Origin of the sequence: Citrobacter sp. MGH110, from assembly GCF_001037515.1 — a bacterium.
Lineage (GTDB): Bacteria > Pseudomonadota > Gammaproteobacteria > Enterobacterales > Enterobacteriaceae > Citrobacter > Citrobacter portucalensis.
Window position 1 is genome coordinate 1,566,971 of record NZ_KQ089830.1, and the last position, 23,772, is coordinate 1,590,742.

Consider the following 23,772-nt stretch of genomic DNA (forward strand, 5'->3'; position numbering starts at 1 on the left):
CATATCGCCGGATAGCACTGGGATCACCGCTGTCCGGCCCCTCCCCCTGGTCTGATGCCGCTTTTTTAATCGGTTTCAAACTGTTACACTGGATGAATAACCAGCATCCGGAGTGAGAAGTGGTACGGCGTCAATCAGCCCCACGCCTGACATTTGAGGCAGCGGCAATCTATGAATATCCAGAACACCTGCGTCCATTTTTGAGTGCGCTTCCCACCGCACCAGGCGTCTATCTGTTTCACAGTGAAAGCGACACTATGCCTCTCTACATTGGTAAAAGCGTCAATATTCGCAGCCGCGTGCTGGCACACCTGCGTACCGCGGACGAAGCGGCAATGCTGCGTCAGGCCAAACGCATTAGCTGGATTTGTACGGCGGGAGAAATTGGTGCCCTGCTGCTGGAAGCGCGGTTGATCAAAGAACAACAGCCGTTGTTTAATAAACGACTGCGGCGCAATCGTCAGCTTTGCGCCTTGCAGCTTACCGACCGAACTGTTCAGGTTGTCTACGCACGAGATATTGATTTCTCCCATGCACCCAATCTGTTTGGCCTGTTTGCCCATCGTCGCGCAGCGCTACAAGCGTTGCAAAACCTCGCGGATGAACAGCAGCTGTGCTACGGCCTGTTGGGGCTGGAACCCCTGAGTCGCGGGCGTGCCTGTTTTCGCTCCGCGCTTAAACGCTGCGCCGGAGCGTGCTGCGGGAAAGAGAGTCATGAAGCGCATCACTCGCGCCTGCTAGCGGCGCTGGAAAGAGTGAGAGTGATTTGCTGGCCATGGAGCAATGCCATTGCCTTGCAAGAAACCGGTGCCGAAATAACACAGTACCATATCATCAACAACTGGCTGTGGCTGGGAGCCGTTTCAACGCTGGATGAAGCGACTACCCTGGCGCGTATGCCAGCAGGCTTTGACCATGATGGCTACAAAATTCTCTGCCGGCCTGTTCTGTCTGGTCAATATGACATTATTGAACTGCATCCGGAGAATGCCCCGGCATCCAGTTAATCTCGCTGAACAGCAATTTTCCCTCGCGTTCCAGCAGTCGTAATGTGTGTTTGCCGTCATGCCAGCTCGCACCCTGGTCGGCCGTTAGCAGTTTATCGCCCAGTTGCCATGCACCACTGATAACAAACACCACGCCGCCGCGTGAACCAAAGGTCGTAAAGGTGCGATCGGCCACTCTGACTTTTGCCTGGCAAACATCTCGTCGGGTCATGATATTAAAATCCATCGACATCTGCCCTTCCGTCAGCTTTGCTTTTACCACCTTGTCACCGGCAAAGGTAAAAGGTTGATGCTGTTTCAGGGTATGCGTAAAGATGTTCGCTTCTTCCAGAGTGACTTCCCCTCCCTCCAGCAGCGTAATCACGCGCTCTACACCCGGGAAAAGTGAAAATTCACCGTTTGCTGCAATGGAGGCGATACTCGCCCGCCAGTGAAAATCTCGTGTTGCTGGCGGAAAACAGCAAATCTCACGCGTTTCTCCCGCACCATTCCGCCAGAGATTAACAGGCATTTTGCGGATATCAAAGTATTCCATCATCCCTCCAGAAAGGAGCAGCATGGCAGCCTGCCGTAAACAGACAGCCATAAATCATCATTATTATGTTCACCCTGCAGATTATTGTTATCGGCAGCAGAGTTGATTTGCCTTAGCGATGAACCCGGCATTTTGCAAAAAAGAATAACGCGCTGATCCAGGTAGAATTTTCGCGGGCTTCAGGAGAATAGCGTGTCGTGCGTCCGGTGCAATAGGCAGAAATGAAAAAACCGCCGATCCTGCCCACATCGTTATACGTGTTGTGGACAAGAGCGGCGGTCTTGAGTTTGGTTTCACACTGTGCGGCAATCAGCGCGACACAGTGTGAATGATTTAGTGTAGACGCTGATCGATTACTCGGCAGCTTCTGGCATTTTACCTTTCTGCGCTGCACGTTCTGTCAGACGCTTCTCAAAATTGGCATTAAACTGCTTTTTCTGTTCCGGGGTAAGAATGTTGTAAATTTTGTTCTGGGTTTCCATATGCGCCAGCATGTTGGCTTTGCGCTGTTCTTCCATCTTCGCAATCTGCGCTTCGGCTTTCGCTTTATCGAAGCTATCGCTGGCGATGATATCGTGCATTGCACGGCGTTCTTCCAGCGGCGGACGTTTCATCTGATCGCGCTGGCCTTTCATGATTTCGCGAATCTGCTGTTTCTGCGCGTCGGTCAGATTAAGGTCTTTGAACATCATGTCGTGATGCGGGGCGAACTTGCCGTTGTGGTGCATCATCGGTTTGGCATCCGCTGGTGCAGCTGTTGTAGTGTCAGCAGCATGAGCCAGGTTCGCAGCACCCAGCGCCAGAGTAGAGGCAACAACCAGAGCAGTCAGTTTACGCATAATTTTTATCCTTTCTTTCAGTTATTTTTACGACACTCATGCGACTCTTATGCAATGTGATGTCGTGTTGACGAGATTAACTTTACCGGCTTAAGCGTCAATTAATCAGAGCAACGGTAAAACAGTGAAAGTGTAAAAAACAAACTTTCATCAATTATGAAGAAAAAAAGAATAAATTGCGCAGAGTTGCAATAAAAAATTACAACAGGATGATTTTGAAAGGATTATGGAGAACTATACCTGAACCCTGATTATTAAGAAAGCAATTCACCAGGAATAATCCGTAATAAATAAAAACAGCACGCAAAAATAAGCCCTAAAGGATAAACCTGCAGGGCGAATATATTTATCACAACTTTTCGAGCATCAATCCGGCACGTAAACCACAGGCCACGTTAGGGTTGGGAAAGAGAACGTATTCAACATCATGGGTGACGATAAAACGTTCATCTCCGTCCTGCGCCAGCAAGGTGCCTTCTTTAAAGGGGGTAAAGTTTAGCGTCTGGTTATCCATGTGGAGAATGAAATCGTCGCTACGACGCGTGATTTGCGACACCACGCGATAACGCAGCGGGGATATTTCTCTCGTCGGCACCCGCTCACCCCGCAGCAGTTTCTCCAGTGCGTCTGCCGTTTGCGCAAACTGGGTGAGATCGTTTTGCCCGAACGGCAGCGCTTTACCCAGTTCCAACGTACAGGCCAACGCACCAAAATATTCACCACTAAAATGGGTGAACGTGCCGCCAGGCGTCTGATGGAAAACCAGCGCTTCCAGTCCCGCATCTCCCAGCCATTCAAGAAAATCCTCGTCCCAGGCAACGTTGCGTTGTGGCAATACGCCAAAGCGCAGATGCTGTGAACCGCGGATCGCGGTGTGCAGATCCAGATGCCAGCGTGTTGGCTCTTTCGCCCGTGAATAAAAATCTTCCAGACACAGCTCAAGCTCATGGGCTCGGTGCGTTTCTTCACTTGCGGTAAAAATCTGCCACCGACCGCCAAACATACGATTCAGGTCGCTATGACAATACCGTTTTCCCGCAGCCAGCGCCTGCGGGTTTCCCAGAATCACCAGCAGCCGCCATGTCAGTGTCAGCTCGCCGCTAAACAGCCTGGAAAGCAATGAATCGAGTATCTCTACCGGCGCTGTTTCATTGCCATGGATCCCCGCAGACAGCACCAGAGAATGTTCAACGGGTGCAAGCGGCGTCAGTTCCAGAATTCCGTGACCGATCCACTGCCAGTCAAAACCATGAGTGGTTCCTTGCGTTTTCTCTGGAGTGGCGCCTGCGAGCGTAATAGCCAGAAAGTTATCCATGGTGCATCCCCTCCTGCTGGAAAGGATACACTGAGCCGAGTTTGAGCAATTGCGTCAGCGTATCCAGCGCTTCACGCCCCTCGCGCAACAGCTGTGGGTCGGCAAGGTCGGCAGCGGTAAGACGATCGCGATAGTAACGGTCAACCCAGTTATTCAACGTGTTAAACAGCGTGTCGTTCATGATAACCGCCGGATTCACCGCCTGCTGTTCCTGCGGAGTGAGCACCACTCTCAGGCGCAAGCATGCCGGACCACCGCCGTTGGACATACTTTCACGCAGATCGAATACCCGCAGGTCATCGATCGGATTGTCTTCCTCGAGAAGCCGGTTCAAATACCGCCACACGCCAGCATGCTCCCGACACTCCTGCGGCAGGACCAGCATCATCGAACCGTCACTACGACTCAGCAACTGACTGTTAAACAGATAAGTGGTCACGGCATCCTGCACCGACACTTCCGCTGTCGGGACTTCCAGCGGGGTAAAACCTGCCACCTGACTGCGCAACTGCTCTAACAATGCCTGCTGTCTGACAAACGCCTGCTGATGACAAAACAGCACCTGGCGATTCGACACCGCAATCACATCGTTATGGAACACGCCAAGATCGATAACGTCCGGGTTTTGCTGAGCAAAAATGCGCTGATGCGGGTTGACCTGATTCAGTCGCGCGACCGCCTCGCTGGCCTCACGGGATTGCCTTGCCGGATAGCGCTTCGGTTGGGATGCATTGCCTTCTTCACGACCGTAAACAAATAGCTGTACGCCGGGGTCACCGTAATCTCCACCGAGGCGGTTATGGTTTGCCGCCCCTTCATCGCCAAAAAGCGCAACCTGGGGTAACGCACCGTGGACCGCAAAGCTATTCTCATCACGGAAAATCGCCCGTAACAATGCCTCGGTAGTAGGCGCTTCCAGTGAACGGTGGAACTTATTATTCAGATTCGCCACCGTCAGATGCACTTTCCCGTCCAGCGAGTCTGCCGAAGGGCAAACCGTTGCCGCATTCGCTACCCACATAGGCGATGCGGAGCTGGCACTGGAGAGCCAGTGGGGCGCCTGACGCGCCACTTTATCCAGCACCTGTTCGTCACTGCCGCTAAAACCCAACTGACGCAGAACCGGAATAAAAGGCCGCTCGTGGGGCGGGATCACCGCTTGAGGAAATCCCGCATCCGCCAGCGCTTTCATCTTTAGCAGACCTTGCTTTGCCGCCAGACGCGGGTTCGACACCTGAAATCGATGTTTGGTTGAGGCCTCATTACCAAATGACAATCCAGCATAGTGGTGAGTTAGCCCCACCAGACCATCAAAATTTACCTCACGGGCTTTCATAGCTTATCCTCGCGAGAAAAATCCAGTCCGGGGCTAAGCGCCGTTGGCAGCGTTAAGGCCGGGGATTCCAGACTTGCCATCGGCCAGGCGCAATAATCTGCGGCATACCACGCGCTGGCGCGATGGTTCCCGGAAGCGCCTACACCGCCAAACGGTGCGGTACTCGCAGCGCCGGTTAACGGCTTATTCCAGTTGACGATCCCTGCCCGCGCCTCCAACAGTAGCTGTTCAAACTGGCCGCGATCGGGCGAAACTAACCCACACGACAATCCAAAGCGGGTGTTGTTCGCCAGACGAATCGCATCATCAAAGCTGTCATAACGCCAGACGCCGAGCAGCGGACCGAAAACCTCTTCATCAGGTACGTTCCCCGCCCCGGTCAGTTCGATGATTCCAGGGGTCAGCAGTGACGTTCCGGCATTTACCAGACGTGGCGCTAACAGCGTACGGCCGCCCAACGACGCCAGACGCTGCCAGGCATCATAGACGTGCTGCGCGGCCTGTTCGGAAATCAGTCCACCCATAAATGGCTGCGGTTGTGCATCCCAGTTGCCGGGCACTAAACGCTGACTAACCTCCACCAGACGCGTCAGGAACGCATCACCCTGCGCGCCTTTTTTTACGAGCAGGCGGCGGGCACAGGTACAGCGCTGTCCGGCGGTGACAAATGCGGATTGAATAGTCAGATGCACCGCGGCATCAATATCCTCCGGATTTTCAATAATCAGCGGGTTGTTGCCCCCCATCTCCAGGGCAAGGATTTTTTCCGGCTGGCCGGATAACTGCTTATGCAGCTGATAACCGGTATTCGCACTGCCGGTAAACAGCAGGCCATCGAGGTCTTCCAGCGCACTCAGCGCCTGTCCCGTTTCACGTCCGCCCTGCACCAGATTCAGCACGCCCGGCGGCAACCCCGCCTGCTCCCACAGTTTTGTTACTGCTTCACCGGTCCACGGCGTCAACTCGCTGGGTTTGAAAATCAACGTATTGCCTGCCAGCAATGCCGGAACAATATGACCATTGGGTAAATGACCGGGGAAGTTATACGGACCAAAAACCGCCAGCACGCCGTGTGGGCGATGGCGCAACGTTGCCGCACCATCCGGTAGTTCGCTGTGCTGCTCACCGGTACGGGCATGATAAGCTTTGACGGAGATGGCGATTTTATTGATCATCGCCGTCAGTTCAGTCGCGGCTTCCCAATGAGGTTTTCCGGTTTCCTTGGCGATAATCTGAGTTAGCTCGGCTTTATTGCTTTCCAGTAATAAAGCAAACTTTTCAACAATAGTCTGGCGTGCGCTGAAAGGCTGTTTAGCCCAACCGGCAAAGGCTGCGCGTGCGGCCTGGCACGCTTGCGTCACCTGCATTGCATCTGCATCATTACCGTGCCACAGCACATCACCGCTTACCGGGTTGGTTTTCACCCGACGCTCGCCCAGCCCCGTCACCCAGTCACCGTTTATCCATAGTGTCATGCTGTTTTCTCCTCTGCACAAAGACGTACAAAACGTACATGGTCGCCCGCGTGGCATTTCAGGGCATCCAGTTGCGCCGCCGTCAGTACCAGACGTTGGGTATCCGGGTCTGAGCGAACCAGCATGACGCGGAAGTTTTGATAGTTTTCATTGGCAACCAGACAGGCCGGATAATCACCGGTTGCTGGCTGACCTTCCGCCACTTCCACCAGCCTGCTTTTACGAATAGCCCGAACCCGGTCGATATCGCATTCCAGCGTTGGCCCACCGTCGAAAATATCGACATAGTTGCGGTAGCGAAATCCCTCTTTCTCCAGCACCGCCCGCGCTGGGGCCGTTTGCGGATGTACCTGACCAATCACGCCTTGCGCTTCATCAGACAGAAAATGGGTATAAATAGGATGCTTGGGCATCAGTTCAGCAATAAAGGCTTTCTGTCCTGTTCCGCAGAGAAAATCCGCCCGGCTGAACTCCATTGAGAAAAAGCGTTTACCGAGGCTTTGCCAGAACGGCGAGTAACCGTGCTCATCAATCACGCCGCGCATCTCGGCCACGACTTTCTCATTAAATCGGTCGCGAAAGGCCGCCATAAACATAAAGCGCGATTTTGACAGCAAATAGCCGTTGCCTTCTTTTCGCCAGTCCGGATCGAGAAACAGCGTGCAAAGCTCGCTGCTACCCGTGTGATCGTTACTCAGAAACAGCGTCGGCAGCGCGTTATAGACATTCAGCTCTTTCGAGGCGTGGACCAGGGTACCAACCCGATAGTTGTACCAGGGATCGTTAAGCCCTACCGCCACCTCAATGGCGCAAATCCCGGCCACGGTCCCGCTGGTACTGTCTTCAAGCACAAACACATATCCCTGCTCACTTTTTGGCAACTCACCGCGCCAGGTTTGGAGTGAACGTTCGATACGCGCCATCAGCGTAGCTTCATTCGCCGGTAGCGAGGTCAACCCGCCGCCGGTCTTACTGGCAAGCTGCATCAACGCGGTGATATCCGCGCGTTCAATGGGACGAATCACCATCATGATGAACCTCCTGCTTTAATGCGTTCGCAGGCCAGCGCAAAGCGATCCAGTCCGGTGGCGACTTCTTCTTCGCTGACGTTGAGCGCTGGCGCAAAACGCACCACGTTAGCGCCAGCGATCAGTACCATCACCCCGGCAACAGCCGCTTCTTGCGAGATGAGTTTCGCTTTCCCGGCAAATTCCGCGTTCAGCACGCAGCCGATCAGCAGTCCGAGTCCACGAATTTCACTAAACAGTCCAAAACGTTCGTTAATGGCGTTTATACGCTCCACAAACCAGTCGTGGCGCTGTTTTACTCCATTGAGCACTTCCGGTGTATTCACAATTTCCAGCAATTTACCTGCCACCGCCGTCGCCAGCGGGTTTCCGCCGTACGTTGTACCGTGTGTACCAACCGTCATCACACTGGCGCAACGCTCTGTCGCCAGCAGTGCGCCGATGGGGAAACCACCGCCCAGCGCTTTTGCTGTCGTCAGCAGATCCGGCGTCACGGCGTAGTGCATATAGGCATACAGCTCCCCGGTACGGCCAACACCGGTCTGAACTTCATCAAAAATCAGCAGCGCATTATGGCGATCGCATAACTCACGTAGCCCCTGCAAAAAGGCTTTTGTTGCCGGTACCACACCGCCTTCACCCTGCACAGGCTCCACGATAACCGCACAAGTGGTGTCATCAATCAGTTGGCTGGCAGAATCGAGATCGTTGTATACGGCATGACGGATATCCGGCGGCAGCGGCGCGAAATCCTGTGAATAGGCAGGCTGTCCTCCGGCGCTGACGGTAAACAGCGTGCGGCCATGGAAAGCATTTTTAAACGCTACAATCCCGCTCTTCTGACTGCCAAAACGATCGTGGGCATATTTACGCGCCAGCTTTAGTGCCGCTTCGTTGGCTTCTGCGCCGGAGTTACAGAAGAAAATGCGCTCGGCGAAGGTGGCGTCAATCAGCTTTTTCGCCAGACGCAGTACCGGCTCGTTGGTGTAGCCATTTCCCGTATGCCAGAATTTGCTCGCCTGGTCGTTTAATGCCTCGCGCAATGCCGGATGGGCGTGACCCAGTGCGTTAACCGCAATGCCTCCCGCGAAATCGATATACTCTTTACCCTGCTGATCCCACAGACGTGAACCTTCACCCCGCACCGGAATAAAAGGGGCCGGAGCGTATACGGGCATCATCCATTCATCAAAATTTTCACGCGTAATTGACAGAGACATAGCGACCTCAATGGTAAATAAAAGGTTATTTATATGTTAATAAATATAGTGTTTGCGGTGTAAATGTAGATTGCAGGGTTCGTGCCAGCCAGCGAAAAAAGTGCATAAACGGATGTCGATGACGGAATATCAACAGGTTACAACGTGGCGATATTCACTGCATGTGCATATAAAGTGAATATGTTTGCGCATCAGGCGGCTAAACAGAGGAAAAAACGCAGTTTTATTCAGTCGCCAAATATAATTCTGGAATTGTGATCGTATACGAAATTTTTCGGAAATTATTGCTCCATTCCGACGCGCTTCGCGCCAAAACGGTGCAGTTTTTGCCCCATCGTTAACACCATTAGCAATCATTGTTGGAATCAGGTGACAAGAAGCAGTCAGGCTGCAGAAATTCTGCTACCATCCTTGCACTATTCATCTTGCAAAGTGGCAGCGACTATGAAATTTGTCTCTTTTAATATCAACGGCCTGCGTGCCCGTCCCCATCAACTGGCAGCCATTGTCGAAAAACACCAACCGGATGTTATTGGCTTACAGGAGACAAAAGTCCACGACGATATGTTCCCTCTCGAAGAGGTAGCAAAGCTCGGTTACAACGTCTTTTATCACGGCCAGAAAGGTCATTACGGCGTGGCGCTGTTAACAAAAGAAACGCCAATTGCGGTACGTCGTGGCTTCCCGGGCGATGACGAAGAAGCACAGCGTCGTATCATCATGGCAGAAATTCCGTCCCCTCTGGGCAGCATCACGGTGATCAACGGCTATTTCCCGCAGGGCGAAAGCCGTGACCATGAAACCAAATTCCCGGCCAAAGCCGCATTTTATCAGAACCTGCAAAACTATCTGGAGACAGAACTGAAGCGCGACAATCCGGTATTGATCATGGGCGATATGAATATCAGCCCAACCGATCTCGATATCGGCATCGGTGAAGAAAACCGTAAACGCTGGCTGCGCACCGGTAAATGTTCCTTCCTGCCGGAGGAACGTGAGTGGATGGAACGCCTGCTGGGCTGGGGTCTGGTGGATACTTACCGTCACGCAAATCCTGAAAAGAATGACCAGTTCTCGTGGTTCGACTATCGCTCAAAAGGCTTTGACGATAACCGCGGCCTGCGTATCGACCTGCTGCTGGCGAGCAACCCATTGGCGGAACGCTGCGAAGAAACCGGCATCGACTATGAAATTCGCAGCATGGAAAAACCGTCCGACCATGCGCCTGTATGGGCTAAATTCCGCGTCTGACCTTCTGCGTCTTTTTACTCTCCAGGCCCGGCCTGGAGAGTCTGTTTATTCTGTGCAAAATCAATAAAGTGACGGTAATACATTGTTACGGCCGGGAATTTATTATATCTTCGCGCGCGCTTTTCGCTGACGAAAATGCTCCATTGCACTCGGTTTTACAGGAGAACCCCCATGAAAAAGAAGTTCGCATAAAGCAGAATACCGGCTGCTGATTGTCGCGGTCCTGTTCTGCGTTCTGGCGGGAGTTTTCCATCATTATGGTCTGACCGACCTGATAACCAATTTCCATCATTTACAAGACGTCATCCGCCAAAGCGGTATGTTCGGCTATACGCTTTATATCCTGCTGTTTATTGTTGCTGCGCTGTGTCTGATCCCAGGCAGCATCCTGGTGATCGTCGGCGGTGTGCTGTTTGGCCCCGTGGCTGGGACGCTTATCTCGTTAGTGGCAGCAACCGTGGCCTCGGCGCTGTCGTTTTTGCTGGCTCGCTGGCTTGGACGGGATCTACTACTGAAATACGTTGGGCACACGGCGACGTTTCAGGCTATCGAAAAAGGCATTGCCCATAGCGGAGTAGACTTTCTAATCCTGACCCGGCTCGTGCCGCTGTTCCCCTATAATATTCAAAATTACGCCTATGGGCTGACGGCCATTCCGTTCTGGTCATTTACCGTAATATCGGCACTTACCACCTTACCCGGCATCTTTATCTATACGCTGATGTCGCATGAACTCGCCAGCGAAGGCATTACCCTGGTATTCATCGGTAAGCTCAGCGTGGCAGGGCTGGCGTTATTCGCCCTCGTTCAGGCAGCCAAAGCCTGGGCCCGATATAAGCATATCGATCCGTCAGCCAACCATGAGTGTACGGGTAAATGATAAAACGGAATAAAGCGCGGCTGACTCGCTATTACCGGGCGGGTTTGATTGCTCTGCTACTGCTCGCGCTAATGGCATGGGCATGGATACCTGGCGTGAGTGATTTTCTCCACGGCAGCCTGGCAGCATTTACCACACTCGATCAGCATGCTCTTGAGAACTTTATTCGTTCTTATGGAACCCAGGCGGCAGTGGTGTCGTTCTTCCTGATGATCTTACAGGCCATCGTTGCACCGCTTCCTGCGTTTGTGATCACGTTTGCCAATGCCTCGCTGTTTGGCGCATTTTGGGGCGGCGTACTATCCTGGAGCAGCGCAATGGCAGGTGCGGCGCTGTGCTTTTTTATTGCCCGCATTTTAGGTCGCGATGCGGTAGAAAAGCTGACCGGAAAAACGGTGCTGAACAATATGGACGCTTTTTTCGAGCGCTATGGTAAGCACACTATTCTGGTCTGCCGCCTGTTACCTTTTGTGCCGTTCGACCCGGTAAGCTACGCGGCTGGCCTGACCTCAATTCGTTTTCGCCATTTTTTCATCGCCACCGGCATCGGACAGTTACCCGCCACTATCGTCTACTCATGGGCGGGAAGCCTGTTAACTGGCGGCACATTTTGGTTTGTGACGGGTCTGTTTGTCCTGTTTGCCCTAAGCGTGGTGATATCGGTGGCAAGAAGCCTTTATCTTGAGCGCCAACGGAAAAAAAACTGAGACCTTTCCCTATTTTTAGCCATGGAGATATTATGCGTTACTGCTTATTGTGTCTGAGTTTGTTGCTCTGCCCGCTGGCGACGTTTGCCCAGGACGCCAGCTGGCAACAAATCAAAAATGACGCCCGTGGTCAAACGGTGTGGTTCAACGCCTGGGGTGGCGACAATGCAGTTAACCAGTATCTCGACTGGGTTAGCGGCGAGATGAAAACGCACTACGACATTAACCTGAAAATCGTGCGCCTGGCAGACGCCGCCGATGCCGTAAAACGCATCCAGACGGAAGCGGCATCCGGGCGAAAAACCGGCGGCTCTGTCGATTTACTGTGGGTTAACGGCGAAAACTTCCGTACGCTAAAAGAAGCCGGGCTGCTGCAAACCCAGTGGGCACAATCGCTGCCTAACTGGCGCTATGTTGATACACAAAAACCGGTGACCGAAGATTTCTCCGTTCCAACAGAGGGGGCTGAATCACCGTGGGGCGGAGCCCAACTCACCTTTATTGCCCGGCGCGATCTCACCGCGCAGCCGCCGTTATCTCCGCAGGCACTTCTCGAATTTGCGCAGGCGCACCCTGGCACGGTGACCTATCCACGCCCGCCAGACTTTACCGGAACGGCTTTTCTTGAGCAGTTGCTAATTTCGCTCACCACCAAACCACAGGCATTGAAAGTTGCGCCAGATGCAGCGACATTCGCCGAAGTTACCGCGCCATTGTGGCAGTATCTTGATACCTTGCATCCTGTACTTTGGCGTGAGGGCAAAGATTTTCCGCCCACGCCAGCACGAATGGATTCACTGCTCAATAGCGGTACCCTGCGTTTATCATTGACCTTTAACCCTGCCCACGCGCAGCAAAAAGTGGCGAGCGGCGAATTACCTAAAAGCAGCTACAGTTTTGGTTTCTCACAGGGCATGCTCGGCAACGTGCACTTTGTTGCCATTCCGGCGAATGCCCACGCCAGTGCCGGAGCAAAAGTCGTGGCAAACTTCCTGCTTTCTCCTGAAGCGCAACTGCGCAAAGCTGACCCGGCTGTCTGGGGAGATCCTTCGGTGCTTGATCCACAAAAATTGCCTGACGAACAGCGTGATGCGCTGCTGGCGCGGATCCCTCAGGGGCTCCCTGCCGTGTTGCCAGAACCGCATGCAGCCTGGGTAAACGCTCTGGAACAAGAATGGCTACGCCGATACGGTACGCATTAATTCTGCTACTCTGGGCCATCATGGCGGCAGTTTATCTGCCGTTGGCGCCAGCGGCATGGTCTCTGATAACACCGGCGCTTAGTATCACACACTGGCTGGCGCTCTTTGCCGATCCTCAACTTCCGCAGGCGTTACTGGCAACGCTGGTTTCCGTCGGCCTCGCGGCTGGGGGCGCGCTGACCATCGCGCTGCTGGCGATCCTCGCCTTGTGGCCCGGCACTGTCTGGGTACGTCTGTATACGCGTCTTCCGTGGCTGCTGGCAATTCCGCACGTTGCCTTCGCCACGAGCGTGCTGTTGGTTTTTGCTGAAGGCGGCATACTTTGGCAATGGCTCCCGCTCCTCAGCCCACAGCCGGACCGCTACGGCATTGGACTTGGCGTAACGCTGGCGGTGAAAGAGAGCGCTTTTTTGTTATGGATTCTCTCGGCCCTGCTGAGTGAAAAACAACTTTCTCAGCAGGTTATCGTATTGGATTCGCTGGGTTACAGCCGACTGCAATGCCTGAACTGGCTGGTTCTGCCCGCTATCGGCCCGGCATTAGGTAAAGCTATGCTGGCGATTGTTGCCTGGTCACTCTCCGTTGTTGATGTGGCAATCGTTCTTGGCCCCGGCAATCCGCCAACGCTTGCCGTATTGAGCTGGCAGTGGCTCAGTCAGGGCGACGTCGAACAGCAGGCGAAAGGCGCACTTGCCAGTCTGTTGCTGGTGCTGTTACTCCTTGTTATCGCGCTGGTGGGTTATCTGCTCTGGCGTACCTGGCGACATACTATTCCGGCAGTAAACGGTGAACGCCAGCATTTTTCATCTATGACAATCGTACGCCCGCTGGTACAGATTTTGCCCGTCAGCGGTGTGGTATGCGCGCTGGTGCTGGCGCTTATCGCCAGCTATTCCTCGCTAAACAGCGAGGCGCTCAGCAACAGCCTGCAACTGGGGCTCCTTTCCAGCGTGCTGGCGCTTCTGATACTTTTTGCCTGGCTGGAATGGGGTCCACAAACCGGACACCGCTGGGTCTGGCTACCGCTCATTTTGCCTGCGCTACCGCTGGTAACCGGACAATATCTGCTGGCGTTATATGCCGAACAAGATGGACTGATGACTACCATTATCTGGGGCCACCTGCTGTGGGTGATGCCCTGGATGCTATTTGTGCTTAAACCGGCGTGGCAGCGCATTGACCCACGATTAATTTTGATTGCGCAAACCCTGGGCTGGACGCGGTGGCGGATATTCTGGCTGGTGAAATGCCCACAGCTGGCATGCCCGGCATTGATTGCCTTCGCGGTTGGCTTCTCGGTTAGTATCGCCCAGTATATGCCAACGCTGTGGCTAGGTGCCGGACGCTATCCCACGTTAACCACCGAAGCGGTGGCATTAAGCAGCGGCGGTAGCAGTGCGATTCTGGCAACACAGGCGTTGTGGCAGCTGCTTTTACCACTGCTCGTTTTCGCACTTGCAGCCTTTCTCACCGCGTGGATCGGCCGCTTTCGACAAGGACTCCGCTAATGCTTACTGTACGAGGCGCTTCGTTGTACCAGGGCGTGAAAGCGCTGGTGAAAGACGTTAATTTTCAGGTTAACAAAAGTGACATCGTCACAATTATGGGACCTTCCGGCAGCGGGAAATCTTCGCTGTTTTCATGGATGATCGGGGCGTTGTCTCCCCAGTTCCAGGCCTCAGGCGAACTGTGGCTTAATGAACGACGCATCGATACGTTACCTACCGCGCAGCGCCAGATTGGCATTTTGTTCCAGGATGCGCTGCTGTTTGACCATTTCAGCGTTGGGCAGAATTTACTGCTAGCCTTACCCGCCAGACTGCAAGGTCCTGCCAGGCGTCATGAGGTAGAAAGTGCCCTCGCACGCGCGGACCTGGCAGGATTTTATTCACGCGATCCGGCTTCGCTCTCCGGTGGGCAGCGTTCGCGGGTCGCCCTGCTCCGCGCACTGCTGGCGCAGCCCCAGGCGCTGTTACTTGATGAACCCTTTAGCAGGCTGGATGCGTCGCTACGCGATAACTTTCGCCAATGGGTCTTCACCGAGGTGCGTAAATTGGGGATCCCGGTGGTACAGGTGACCCATGACGCGCAGGACGTGCCGCCTGCAGGCCGCGTATTTCAGATGGAAAACTGGGCGTGAATGTGGCGATATGCTGCGTTAACGCAAGGTTTTTACGTAACTGGCGGCACAGAATGTCGTCTTCTTTTTTTCAACGTCGGGCTATTCGATGAAACGTGTTTCTCAAATGACCGCGCTGGCACTGGCTTTAGGGCTCGCTTGCGCTTCTTCCTGGGCTGCTGAAACAGCACAGACGCTCACCCTCAACCAGTTACAGCAAAAGCAAGGCGCGGCGATCGATACCCGTCAGAGCGCTTTTTACAACGGCTGGCCACAATCGCTCAATGGTCCTTCAGGACACGAACCTTCCGCACTGAACCTGTCTGCCGCCTGGCTCGACAAGATGAATGATGAACAACTCAGCGCCTGGGTTAAGTCACATCAACTTAAGACGGACGCTCCGGTGGCGCTGTATGGTAGCGATAACGACATGCAGGCCGTTAAATCCCGTCTGCAAAAAGTTGGCTTTAACCAGATTTCAACCCTCAGCGATGCGCTGACAGACCCTGCCCGTCTGCAACGTCTGCCGCACTTCGAACAGTTGGTTTACCCACAGTGGCTGCACGATCTTCAGCAGGGTAAAGACGTGACTGCCAAACCGGCGGGTAACTGGAAAGTGATTGAAGCCGCCTGGGGCGCGCCGAAGTTGTATCTGCTCAGCCACATCCCCGGCGCGGGCTACATTGATACCAATGAAGTTGAAAGCGAACCGCTGTGGAATAAAGTTTCCGACGAGCAGCTTAAAGCGATGCTGGCGAAACACGGTATCCGCCACGACACCACGGTAATTTTATACGGCCGCGATGTCTATGCCGCCGCTCGCGTGGCGCAAATTATGCTGTACGCAGGCGTGAAAGACGTTCGTCTGCTCGACGGCGGTTGGCAAACCTGGTCCGACTCAGGTTTACCGGTCGAACGCGGCACTCCGCCAACGGTGAAACCAGAGCCTGATTTCGGCGTGAAAATCCCTGCCCAGCCGCAGCTTATGCTGGATATGGAACAGGCGCGCGGTCTGCTGCATCGCCAGGATGCATCTTTGGTGAGCATTCGTTCATGGCCGGAATTTGTCGGTACCACCAGCGGTTACAGCTACATTAAGCCAAAAGGTGAGATCGCAGGCGCGCGTTGGGGCCACGCGGGCAGCGACTCCACCCACATGGAAGATTTCCATAACCCGGATGGCACCATGCGCAGCGCGGATGACATCGCCGCCATGTGGAAGCAATGGAATATCCTGCCGAATCAACAGGTCTCTTTCTATTGCGGTACCGGCTGGCGTGCTTCAGAAACGTTTATGTATGCCCGCGCGATGGGCTGGAAAAACGTCTCTGTTTACGATGGTGGCTGGTACGAGTGGAGCAGCAATCCGAAAAACCCGGTCGCCAGCGGTGAACGGGGTCCGGACGCCAGCAAGTAAGACTGGCATTATTGCCGGATGCGGCGAGAACGCTTTACCCAGCCTGGATATATCATTGTTGTAGGCCGGATAAGCGACATCCGGCAACGCATTACCTTACGCCTGACGCTGAACGGTTTTCAGCGTCAGATATCCGCTCCAGATCCGGGTGAACGTTGTCATCCAGCACAACGCGCCAAAGACCCACGCCAGCACGGCAAAATAGTCCGGGAACAGACACCCCAACACAAACAGCAAAATTGTCTCAGTTCCTTCGGTCAGCCCGCCAAGATAATAAAACGATTTATGTGCGTAACCGGGGTTATCAATCTGATGTTTCGCTGCCAGTGCGGCGAAGGCCAGAAAGCTGCTACCGGTGCCAATAAACGCGAACAACAGCCAACTGCCTGCCAGCGCATTCTGCGCCGGAGCGGCAAGAATAAAACCAAACGGCACAAGGGCGTAAAACAAAAAATCGAGCGAGATATCGAGAAATCCCCCCGCGTCGGAGAGCCCTCTGCGCCGTGCCAGCGCCCCATCCAGTCCGTCAAACAACCGATTGAGCACAATGGCCACCAGCGCCGCCAGATACCAGCCTAACGCCAGAAATGGCAACGCCAGCACGCCAATGGCAAATCCGACCAGCGTAAGTCCGTCCGGGGTAATCGCCGGTTTATCGATAATACCGACGCACCGATGCAACAGCGGTTTTAATCGTGGATGAAGATGGCGGTCAAGCATGCGGGCGTCCTTTAAAACTGTCGCACAGTCCCTGCGAGGGAATATCGAGAGCGGCATTAAAACGCGCCGAGAGATTTTGAAACGCAATCAGCGCGGTCATTTCCGTAATGGCATCATCGGTAAAATGCTGCTTCATCTGCACTTTCAGCGCATCGTCAACCTGTGGAGGCGTTGCGGTAACCGCATCGGCATAGGCCAGCGCTACGCGTTCTTCAGCGCTAAACAGCGTCGAATCTTGCCAGTTGGCAACCTGCATGACTTTATCCAGCGCGCCACAGCGTTCTGCCAGCCGTAAACTATTCGCATCAACACAGAAAGCGCAGTGGCAGACCTGAGAAACGCGGGTCATCAACAGCGCACGCATCACCGGCGTTAAGCGCGCCTTTTTACGCTCCAGAAACCCGACAAACAGCGCCACCAGCCAGAACAGAAACGGCATCCGCCCCCACCAGCGCGTGGGATGCAGCACATCGCCATAATGTTTTTTCTGCGTGGCAACGAGCGGTTTTAAACTGGAAGGGATACGCGTTAACGGCTTTACCCACGACTGAGGTTCGTTCAACGGTGGCTCCTGATTACTTTAGATAAAACAAAGATAACGATAGTATGTCATTTTCTGCTGTTAGATCTTGATGAATATGATGAAAACCCTCGACGTGGTCGCCGCTATCATTGAACGTGATGGCAAAATTTTACTGGCTCAGCGTCCGCTGCATGCGGATCAGTCAGGCATGTGGGAGTTTGCCGGGGGTAAGGTTGAGCCGGGCGAAAGTCAGCCCGAGGCGCTGATCCGTGAATTGCGTGAAGAATTGGGCATTGAGGCGGTCGTGGGGCGCTACATTGCCAGTCATCAACGCGAGGTTTCAGGCCGATTGATTCACCTACACGCCTGGCATGTGCCTTCGTATCAAGGGGAACTTAGAGCGCATGAACATCAGGATATCGTCTGGTGCTCACCTGAAGAGGCGCTGTATTATCCGCTGGCACCCGCCGATATCCCGTTGTTAGAGGCGTTTATCCTTTTACGCGCCGCCAGACCAGCGGATTCGTGCTGATCGTTTTATCATCGCGCTGACACTGCAACAGAACGCCATCGGCTTTAATCACCGCCCCTTCAGAGTAGTTTTGATCCTGATAAATACAGCACTGGCTACAGGGCTGCGCCCGCTGACCGCTGGAACTGAACACTTCCGGCGGTACATTCACCTGCACGTCCGGGCGATAAAGCTGATTTGCCAGCGTCGCGCAGGACACCAGTACCAACGCTCCTGCCATGATTAAACGGCGCATTGTCTTTCCTTTTTAACTGACATTTATGCTCAGTATAACGGTATAAATCGGCAGAAACTTTAGTCCCTTCCATCATCGCTTTTGGTTATGACCCACGGCGCAATATTAATTTACTTAGCGGGGTTAATTTTTTCTTGCGTCACGTCACACTGCTGATGGTATAGTCAAAAACTGCACAACACATAACATAAATATCAAAAATATAACCATATCAATACATAAGAGGTTCTTATATCTATGGATCAGACATGTTCTCTGGAGTCATTTCTTAACCATGTGCAAAAGCGCGACCCGAATCAGACCGAGTTCGCGCAAGCCGTTCGTGAGGTAATGACGACGCTGTGGCCCTTTCTCGAGCAAAACCCGCGTTATCGTCAGATGTCGTTGCTGGAACGTCTGGTTGAACCGGAGCGCGTGATCCAGTTCCGCGTAGTTTGGCTGGACGATCGCAATCAGGTACAGGTCAACCGCGCGTGGCGCGTACAGTTTAGCTCTGCCATTGGCCCGTACAAAGGCGGTATGCGTTTTCACCCTTCCGTGAACCTGTCGATCCTGAAATTCCTGGGTTTCGAGCAGACCTTTAAGAACGCCCTCACCACGCTGCCAATGGGCGGAGGTAAAGGCGGGAGCGATTTCGATCCGAAAGGTAAAAGTGAAGGCGAAATCATGCGTTTCTGCCAGGCACTGATGACCGAACTGTTCCGCCATTTAGGTCCTGATACCGACGTCCCGGCGGGCGATATCGGCGTGGGTGGTCGTGAAGTCGGCTTTATGGCCGGGATGATGAAAAAACTGTCCAACAACAGCGCCTGCGTCTTTACCGGTAAAGGTCTCTCTTTTGGCGGCAGCCTGATCCGCCCGGAAGCCACCGGCTACGGTCTGGTGTACTTCACCGAAGCAATGCTCAAACGCCATGGTCTGGGCTTTGAAGGCATGCGCGTGGCGGTTTCTGGCTCCGGCAACGTAGCGCAATTCGCCATAGAGAAAGCCATGGAGTTTGGCGCGCGAGTAGTTACCGCCTCCGATTCCAGTGGTACCGTAGTTGACGAAAGCGGATTTACCAAAGAAAAACTGGCGCGTCTGTGCGCGATCAAAGACAGCCGTGACGGTCGCGTGGCGGATTACGCCCGTGAGTTTGGCCTGACCTATCTGGAAGGCAAACAGCCGTGGTCGGTTCCGGTCGATATCGCCCTGCCGTGCGCCACTCAGAATGAACTGGATGTCGATGCAGCGCGCGTACTGATCGCCAACGGCGTGAAAGCTGTCGCCGAAGGGGCAAACATGCCGACCACTATCGAGGCCACCGATCTGTTCCTCGAAGCGGGCGTACTGTTCGCACCGGGTAAAGCCGCCAACGCCGGTGGCGTAGCGACATCCGGTCTGGAAATGGCGCAAAACGCCGCTCGTCTGGGCTGGAAAGCGGAGAAAGTGGATGCGCGCCTGCACCACATCATGCTGGATATTCACCATGCCTGCGTTGAATACGGCGGCGAAAGCAAGCAGACCAACTACGTACGTGGCGCCAACATCGCGGGCTTCGTGAAGGTTGCCGACGCGATGCTGGGTCAGGGCGTGATTTAATATTGTCTCTGCAGGCCGGATTGGGCACGGGTGCCGCATCCGGCTAAGCCTGATGCGCTATGCTTATCAGGCCTACAAACTTACAGGCCCGCCTCTTCAGATGGCGGGCTTTTTTTCGCCGGACGTTTACGCGGCGCGCTTTTTTTCTTATCGCTACCACTACCGCCCGGCGCGGCAATTCCACGAAAGCGTCGTACCGGTGTGCTGCGCGCCTGATCGATAAGCTGATACAGCGTCCCCACCAGCGGTTGCATGAAATCCTGATAGCGGCACTGCTTTTCGCTGATTTGGGTCAGGATAGATTCCCAGTGCGCGGTCATGTCCGGGCGCGTCGCCATTTCTGGCAGCGAGTGGAACAGCGCTTTTCCCGCGTCGGTCGAATGGATATAACGTCCTTTTTTCACCAGGAACCCGCGCTTAAACAGCAGCTCGATAATTCCGGCGCGTGTAGCTTCCGTACCTAAACCATCCGTTGCGCGCAGGATCTTTTTCAGATCTTTATCCTGCACGAATCGCGCAATCCCGGTCATCGCTGACAGCAGAGTTGCATCAGTAAAGTGCCGCGGGGGCTGGGTCTGACGTTCAACTACTTCGCCTTTTTCGCACAGCAGTTCGTCATCTTTTGCCACCACCGGCAGCGGCGTCCCGTCATTATCTTCGTCGCGCTCTTTGTTACCGAGCAGCGTGCGCCATCCGGCTTCCGCCAGAAAACGGGCTTTGGCGACAAACTTGCCTTTGGCGATGTCCAGCTCAATAACGCACTTCCTGAATACCGCATCTGCGCAAAATTGCATCAGATACTGACGGGCAATCAGGTTGTAAATTTTCGCTTCGTTGTCATTCAGGTTGATGGACGAACTGCGCGCGGTAGGAATGATGGCGTGGTGCGCATCCACTTTTTTGTCGTCCCAACAGCGATTTCGCGTATCGGGATTGACCGCCGGCTGCGGGAGCAGATCCGGCGCATGGACGCTAATCGCGTTCAGTACCGCGTGACGTCCGGCAAAGTGTTCTTCCGGCAGATAACGGCTATCCGAACGCGGATAGGTAATCAACTTATGGGTTTCATACAGCTTCTGGCAGATATCCAGAACGTTTTGCGCACTTAAACCGAAGCGCTTCGCCGCTTCAATCTGCAACGCCGACAGCGAGAACGGCAACGGCGCGGATTCTGATTCCCGTTTATCGTTATAGCTGGTGACTATCGCCGGTTGACCGTTAATGCGGTTCACCACGTGTTCAGCCAGCGTGCGATTCAGCAAGCGCCCTTCTTCATCCTGATACGGCTCACACGCTTCGCTCGGCTGCCAGATAGCGGTAAACCGCTCATCGGCGGGCGTTACGATATGCGCTTTCACTTCGAAGAAGTCTTTGGCGACGAAGTTCTCTATCTCTTCATCGCGACGCACAACCAGCCCGAGCACCGGCGTTTGTACGCGCCCGACCGAAAGTACGCCCTGATAGCCCGCGTTACGTCCAAGAATGGTGTAAGCGCGCGTCATATTGATACCGTACAACCAGTCCGCACGCGCTCGCGCCAGTGCCGACACGCACAGCGGGATAAACTCACTGTTGGCGCGCAGCCGCTCAATAGCCCGCTCAACGGCCTGCGGGTTGAGGTCGTTAATCAGGCAACGCTGCACCTTCTGGCGCTTTTCAGGTGCCAGTTGCAGGTAATCCAGCACTTCATCCACCAGCAGTTGCCCTTCACGATCGGGGTCACCGGCGTGAATAACTTCGCTAGCTTCATGCAAAAAGCGCTTAATGACGTTGAGCTGTTTGGTCACCGAGGGGCGCGGTTGCAGTTGCCACTTTTCCGGGACAATCGGCAGATCGACCAGACTCCAGCGAGCGTAACGACTGTCGTAGGCATCCGGCTGCGCCTGTTCAAGCAGGTGACCAATACACCAGGTCACCACTTGTCCATTTCCGCATTCAATAAAACCATCGCCTTTGCGATGCGGCTTCGGCAGCACATCGGCGATAGCACGTGCCAGACTTGGTTTTTCGGCAATAAACAACCGCATCGAGTTAACGAATCTCAACCATGGCGCGACCGCCACGAGCTTCCACTAACTCACCAATGGCGGTGAGATCGATACCGAACTGCGCCGCTGCCGCTTTCACTTCGGCTTCAGCTTCCAGCGTTACCGCCAGCAGTAGGCCACCTGAAGTTTGCGGATCGCACAGCAGATCTCGTACCGATTGCGGCATTTCACCCATCAGGTGTCCGTAGCTGGCAAAGTTACGTTGGGTACCACCCGGCACCGCGCCCTGCGCGATGTATTCTTCAACGCCAGGCAGCTTAGGAATATCCTGGTAGACGATCTGCGCCTGAACGCCTGCGCCCTGACACATCTCACTCAGATGCCCCAGCAGACCAAAACCGGTAACATCGGTCATGGCTTTCACGCCGTCAATATCGGCGAATGCCGCACCAGCAATGTTCATCCGGCACATCACTTCTGTCGCCAGTCCTTTATGTTCTTCCTTCAGCAGGGATTTTTTCTCTGCGGTTGTCAGAACACCAATGCCCAGAGGCTTGGTCAGGAACAACTTACACCCTGCTTCAGCGGTGCTGTTTTTCTTCACGCGTTCAGTCGGCACAACGCCGGTTACCGCAAGGCCAAAGATAGGCTCTGGGGCATCGATAGAGTGGCCGCCCGCCAGCGCAATACCCGCCTGACGGCAGGCAAAGCGTCCGCCTTCGGTGACTTCGCGGGCGATTTCCGGTGCCAGTTTATCCAGCGGCCAGCCCAGAATAGCAATTGCCATAATCGGTTTGCCGCCCATGGCGAAAATATCGCTGATGGCGTTAGTCGCGGCGATGCGACCAAAATCAAACGGATTATCGACAATCGGCATAAAGAAATCGGTGGTGCTGATAACGCTGGTGCCGTTTCCCAGATCGTATACGGCCGCGTCGTCGCGGGTTTCATTACCCACCAGTAAGTTCGGATCAACAAACTTCGCCTGCTCGCTGTGCAGGATGGTTTCCAGCACTTTTGGGGAAATTTTACAACCGCAACCGGCTCCGTGGCTGTATTGCGTTAAACGAATAGCTTGCTCGCTCATGGACATCTCCTGTCATTGCAATCCGGATATGGTAGCGCTCATTCCTTGATGTGGTAAGAGTGACTGTCTGAATTCGGGTGTCTTTGCTCAGAATCCAGACAGTTTTGCCGTTGATATCAGAAATAACGGACGAATGCGCTCGGATCGGCAAGGTTAATCGTCGTGGATGCTTTTAGCTGCGGTGTGCCCAGATAGAGGAAACCGACGATTTTATCTTGCGGGCGACAGTCGAATGCTTCGCGCACGACCGCACTTTCGGTTAATGCACCACTGCGCCAGATACCGCCAAAGCCCTGGGCAATTGCGGCCATCTGCATAGCCATCACAGCACAACCGGCAGACATTTCTTGTTCCCACAGAGGAACCTTGTCGTTTTCTTCACATTTCGCTACCACGGTAATAATCAGCGGTGCGCGAAACGGTGCGCTGCGCGCTTTTTCCTGGGCTTTCTCGTCACTGCCTGCGGCAATCGCCCCTTTTTCAAGCACCGCGCTAAAACGCTCACGCCCTTCGCCCTCAATGACAAAGAATTGCCACGGTTGCAGCGTTTTGTGGTCTGGCGCGCGCATACCCGCCCGCAGAATGTTTTGCAGTTGCTCTCCTGTCGGGGCCGGCTCGACCAGACGAGAGGCGCTACGACGGGTAATCAGTAATTCGAGTGCATCCATTTGCTTAACTCCAACAATGAGATTTGTTCACAAAATTAACACGTGAGCGGATTTTGTTACAGCACAGGCGGTGATTCCTGCTGACAAGTGCCTGTCGGGTCATTACG

General features: G+C 54.2%; 23 protein-coding genes. 10 read left to right on the plus strand and 13 right to left on the minus strand.

The window, feature by feature from the left end:
- Positions 1–119: 119 nt before the first annotated feature.
- Positions 120–1,007 (plus strand): excinuclease Cho, encoded by an 888-nt coding sequence (gene cho, locus SK38_RS07435; RefSeq protein WP_048235512.1) that lies wholly within the window; start codon positions 120–122, stop codon positions 1,005–1,007.
- Here the strand turns inward: cho and ves are convergent.
- The 7 genes from ves to astC all read right to left on the minus strand — a co-directional run bounded on the left by ves (position 967) and on the right by astC (position 8,755).
- Positions 967–1,542: an environmental stress-induced protein Ves gene (gene ves / locus SK38_RS07440; RefSeq protein WP_032943147.1), complete on the minus strand. Its 576-nt coding sequence runs from the start codon at positions 1,540–1,542 to the stop codon at positions 967–969. The two genes, cho and ves, sit on opposite strands and share 41 nt — an antisense overlap.
- Before the next feature lie 353 nt (positions 1,543–1,895).
- Entirely contained in the window at positions 1,896–2,381 is a 486-nt protein-coding gene (gene spy / locus SK38_RS07445) for an ATP-independent periplasmic protein-refolding chaperone Spy (protein WP_048226767.1), read from the minus strand.
- A 349-nt stretch (positions 2,382–2,730) separates the two neighbouring features.
- Positions 2,731–3,696, minus strand: a complete 966-nt coding sequence (gene astE, locus SK38_RS07450; protein WP_048214341.1) for a succinylglutamate desuccinylase — start codon at positions 3,694–3,696, stop codon at positions 2,731–2,733.
- Complete coding sequence (astB, locus tag SK38_RS07455) at positions 3,689–5,032, minus strand: N-succinylarginine dihydrolase (protein WP_048235513.1); 1,344 nt, start codon at positions 5,030–5,032, stop codon at positions 3,689–3,691. The genes astE and astB overlap by 8 nt, the downstream gene beginning before the upstream one ends.
- A complete protein-coding gene (gene astD / locus SK38_RS07460; RefSeq protein ID WP_048235514.1) occupies positions 5,029–6,507 on the minus strand; it encodes a succinylglutamate-semialdehyde dehydrogenase in 1,479 nt (492 codons plus the stop codon). Before astD ends, astB begins: the two co-directional genes overlap by 4 nt.
- The gene (gene astA / locus SK38_RS07465; RefSeq protein WP_048235515.1) at positions 6,504–7,538 is read right to left on the minus strand and encodes an arginine N-succinyltransferase; all 1,035 of its coding nucleotides are present in this window, start codon (positions 7,536–7,538) and stop codon (positions 6,504–6,506) included. The genes astD and astA overlap by 4 nt, the downstream gene beginning before the upstream one ends.
- Positions 7,535–8,755 (minus strand): succinylornithine/acetylornithine transaminase, encoded by a 1,221-nt coding sequence (gene astC, locus SK38_RS07470; protein ID WP_048235516.1) that lies wholly within the window; start codon positions 8,753–8,755, stop codon positions 7,535–7,537. The genes astA and astC overlap by 4 nt, the downstream gene beginning before the upstream one ends.
- Before the next feature lie 444 nt (positions 8,756–9,199).
- Between astC and xthA the strand changes: the two genes are divergently transcribed.
- From xthA to SK38_RS07510, 7 genes are all read left to right on the plus strand, one after another.
- Entirely contained in the window at positions 9,200–10,006 is an 807-nt protein-coding gene (gene xthA / locus SK38_RS07475) for an exodeoxyribonuclease III (protein ID WP_003030642.1), read from the plus strand.
- 223 nt (positions 10,007–10,229) lie between these two features.
- Positions 10,230–10,886 (plus strand): TVP38/TMEM64 family protein, encoded by a 657-nt coding sequence (locus SK38_RS07485; protein ID WP_170974252.1) that lies wholly within the window; start codon positions 10,230–10,232, stop codon positions 10,884–10,886.
- Positions 10,883–11,593: a TVP38/TMEM64 family protein gene (locus SK38_RS07490; protein ID WP_048235517.1), complete on the plus strand. Its 711-nt coding sequence runs from the start codon at positions 10,883–10,885 to the stop codon at positions 11,591–11,593. The genes SK38_RS07485 and SK38_RS07490 overlap by 4 nt, the downstream gene beginning before the upstream one ends.
- A 32-nt stretch (positions 11,594–11,625) precedes the next feature.
- Positions 11,626–12,795 (plus strand): ABC transporter substrate-binding protein, encoded by a 1,170-nt coding sequence (locus tag SK38_RS07495; protein WP_048235518.1) that lies wholly within the window; start codon positions 11,626–11,628, stop codon positions 12,793–12,795.
- Positions 12,768–14,303 carry an ABC transporter permease family protein gene (locus tag SK38_RS07500; protein WP_048235519.1) on the plus strand — a complete coding sequence of 512 codons (1,536 nt, stop codon included), beginning with the start codon at positions 12,768–12,770 and terminating at the stop codon, positions 14,301–14,303. The genes SK38_RS07495 and SK38_RS07500 overlap by 28 nt, the downstream gene beginning before the upstream one ends.
- Positions 14,303–14,935 (plus strand): ATP-binding cassette domain-containing protein, encoded by a 633-nt coding sequence (locus SK38_RS07505; RefSeq protein WP_048235520.1) that lies wholly within the window; start codon positions 14,303–14,305, stop codon positions 14,933–14,935. The genes SK38_RS07500 and SK38_RS07505 overlap by 1 nt, the downstream gene beginning before the upstream one ends.
- A gap of 88 nt (positions 14,936–15,023) precedes the next feature.
- A complete protein-coding gene (locus SK38_RS07510) occupies positions 15,024–16,331 on the plus strand; it encodes a sulfurtransferase (RefSeq protein WP_048235521.1) in 1,308 nt (435 codons plus the stop codon).
- 96 nt (positions 16,332–16,427) lie between these two features.
- On the opposite strand, the gene SK38_RS07515 is transcribed toward SK38_RS07510, so the two are convergent.
- Together SK38_RS07515 and SK38_RS07520 are read right to left on the minus strand one after the other, a co-directional pair.
- Positions 16,428–17,051 (minus strand): CDP-alcohol phosphatidyltransferase family protein, encoded by a 624-nt coding sequence (locus tag SK38_RS07515; protein WP_008784544.1) that lies wholly within the window; start codon positions 17,049–17,051, stop codon positions 16,428–16,430.
- Positions 17,044–17,613 (minus strand): carboxymuconolactone decarboxylase family protein, encoded by a 570-nt coding sequence (locus tag SK38_RS07520; RefSeq protein WP_048235522.1) that lies wholly within the window; start codon positions 17,611–17,613, stop codon positions 17,044–17,046. The genes SK38_RS07515 and SK38_RS07520 overlap by 8 nt, the downstream gene beginning before the upstream one ends.
- Positions 17,614–17,692: 79 nt before the next feature.
- On the opposite strand from SK38_RS07520, the gene SK38_RS07525 reads away from it, so the two are divergent.
- Positions 17,693–18,106 carry a pyrimidine (deoxy)nucleoside triphosphate diphosphatase gene (locus SK38_RS07525; protein ID WP_048236439.1) on the plus strand — a complete coding sequence of 138 codons (414 nt, stop codon included), beginning with the start codon at positions 17,693–17,695 and terminating at the stop codon, positions 18,104–18,106.
- Here the strand turns inward: SK38_RS07525 and SK38_RS07530 are convergent.
- Positions 18,066–18,326: a YnjH family protein gene (locus SK38_RS07530; protein WP_171846094.1), complete on the minus strand. Its 261-nt coding sequence runs from the start codon at positions 18,324–18,326 to the stop codon at positions 18,066–18,068. The two genes, SK38_RS07525 and SK38_RS07530, sit on opposite strands and share 41 nt — an antisense overlap.
- A gap of 252 nt (positions 18,327–18,578) precedes the next feature.
- On the opposite strand from SK38_RS07530, the gene gdhA reads away from it, so the two are divergent.
- Positions 18,579–19,922, plus strand: a complete 1,344-nt coding sequence (gene gdhA, locus SK38_RS07535; protein WP_003832501.1) for an NADP-specific glutamate dehydrogenase — start codon at positions 18,579–18,581, stop codon at positions 19,920–19,922.
- Positions 19,923–20,002: 80 nt separating this feature from the next.
- On the opposite strand, the gene topB is transcribed toward gdhA, so the two are convergent.
- The 3 genes from topB to SK38_RS07550 form a co-directional block, all read right to left on the minus strand.
- Complete coding sequence (gene topB, locus SK38_RS07540; RefSeq protein ID WP_032934436.1) at positions 20,003–21,949, minus strand: DNA topoisomerase III; 1,947 nt, start codon at positions 21,947–21,949, stop codon at positions 20,003–20,005.
- Between the two features lie 4 nt (positions 21,950–21,953).
- Positions 21,954–22,997, minus strand: coding sequence for a selenide, water dikinase SelD (gene selD / locus SK38_RS07545; protein ID WP_048235523.1), 1,044 nt, complete (start codon positions 22,995–22,997; stop codon positions 21,954–21,956).
- Between the two features lie 116 nt (positions 22,998–23,113).
- Positions 23,114–23,665, minus strand: coding sequence for an NAD(P)H nitroreductase (locus SK38_RS07550; protein ID WP_008784540.1), 552 nt, complete (start codon positions 23,663–23,665; stop codon positions 23,114–23,116).
- Between the last annotated feature and the right edge of the window lie 107 nt (positions 23,666–23,772).

Bases quoted from the DNA above. Each gene is read 5' to 3' on its own strand.
- ves (WP_032943147.1), bottom strand. From the start codon at position 1,542: ATGGAATACTTTGATATCCGCAAAATGCCTGTTAATCTCTGGCGGAAT.
- spy (WP_048226767.1), bottom strand. From the start codon at position 2,381: ATGCGTAAACTGACTGCTCTGGTTGTTGCCTCTACTCTGGCGCTGGGT.
- astE (WP_048214341.1), bottom strand. From the start codon at position 3,696: ATGGATAACTTTCTGGCTATTACGCTCGCAGGCGCCACTCCAGAGAAA.
- astB (WP_048235513.1), bottom strand. From the start codon at position 5,032: ATGAAAGCCCGTGAGGTAAATTTTGATGGTCTGGTGGGGCTAACTCAC.
- astD (WP_048235514.1), bottom strand. From the start codon at position 6,507: ATGACACTATGGATAAACGGTGACTGGGTGACGGGGCTGGGCGAGCGT.
- astA (WP_048235515.1), bottom strand. From the start codon at position 7,538: ATGATGGTGATTCGTCCCATTGAACGCGCGGATATCACCGCGTTGATG.
- astC (WP_048235516.1), bottom strand. From the start codon at position 8,755: ATGTCTCTGTCAATTACGCGTGAAAATTTTGATGAATGGATGATGCCC.
- xthA (WP_003030642.1), top strand. From the start codon at position 9,200: ATGAAATTTGTCTCTTTTAATATCAACGGCCTGCGTGCCCGTCCCCAT.
- SK38_RS07490 (WP_048235517.1), top strand. From the start codon at position 10,883: ATGATAAAACGGAATAAAGCGCGGCTGACTCGCTATTACCGGGCGGGT.
- SK38_RS07495 (WP_048235518.1), top strand. From the start codon at position 11,626: ATGCGTTACTGCTTATTGTGTCTGAGTTTGTTGCTCTGCCCGCTGGCG.
- SK38_RS07500 (WP_048235519.1), top strand. From the start codon at position 12,768: ATGGCTACGCCGATACGGTACGCATTAATTCTGCTACTCTGGGCCATC.
- SK38_RS07505 (WP_048235520.1), top strand. From the start codon at position 14,303: ATGCTTACTGTACGAGGCGCTTCGTTGTACCAGGGCGTGAAAGCGCTG.
- SK38_RS07510 (WP_048235521.1), top strand. From the start codon at position 15,024: ATGAAACGTGTTTCTCAAATGACCGCGCTGGCACTGGCTTTAGGGCTC.
- SK38_RS07515 (WP_008784544.1), bottom strand. From the start codon at position 17,051: ATGCTTGACCGCCATCTTCATCCACGATTAAAACCGCTGTTGCATCGG.
- SK38_RS07525 (WP_048236439.1), top strand. From the start codon at position 17,693: ATGAAAACCCTCGACGTGGTCGCCGCTATCATTGAACGTGATGGCAAA.
- SK38_RS07530 (WP_171846094.1), bottom strand. From the start codon at position 18,326: ATGGCAGGAGCGTTGGTACTGGTGTCCTGCGCGACGCTGGCAAATCAG.
- gdhA (WP_003832501.1), top strand. From the start codon at position 18,579: ATGGATCAGACATGTTCTCTGGAGTCATTTCTTAACCATGTGCAAAAG.
- topB (WP_032934436.1), bottom strand. From the start codon at position 21,949: ATGCGGTTGTTTATTGCCGAAAAACCAAGTCTGGCACGTGCTATCGCC.
- selD (WP_048235523.1), bottom strand. From the start codon at position 22,997: ATGAGCGAGCAAGCTATTCGTTTAACGCAATACAGCCACGGAGCCGGT.
- SK38_RS07550 (WP_008784540.1), bottom strand. From the start codon at position 23,665: ATGGATGCACTCGAATTACTGATTACCCGTCGTAGCGCCTCTCGTCTG.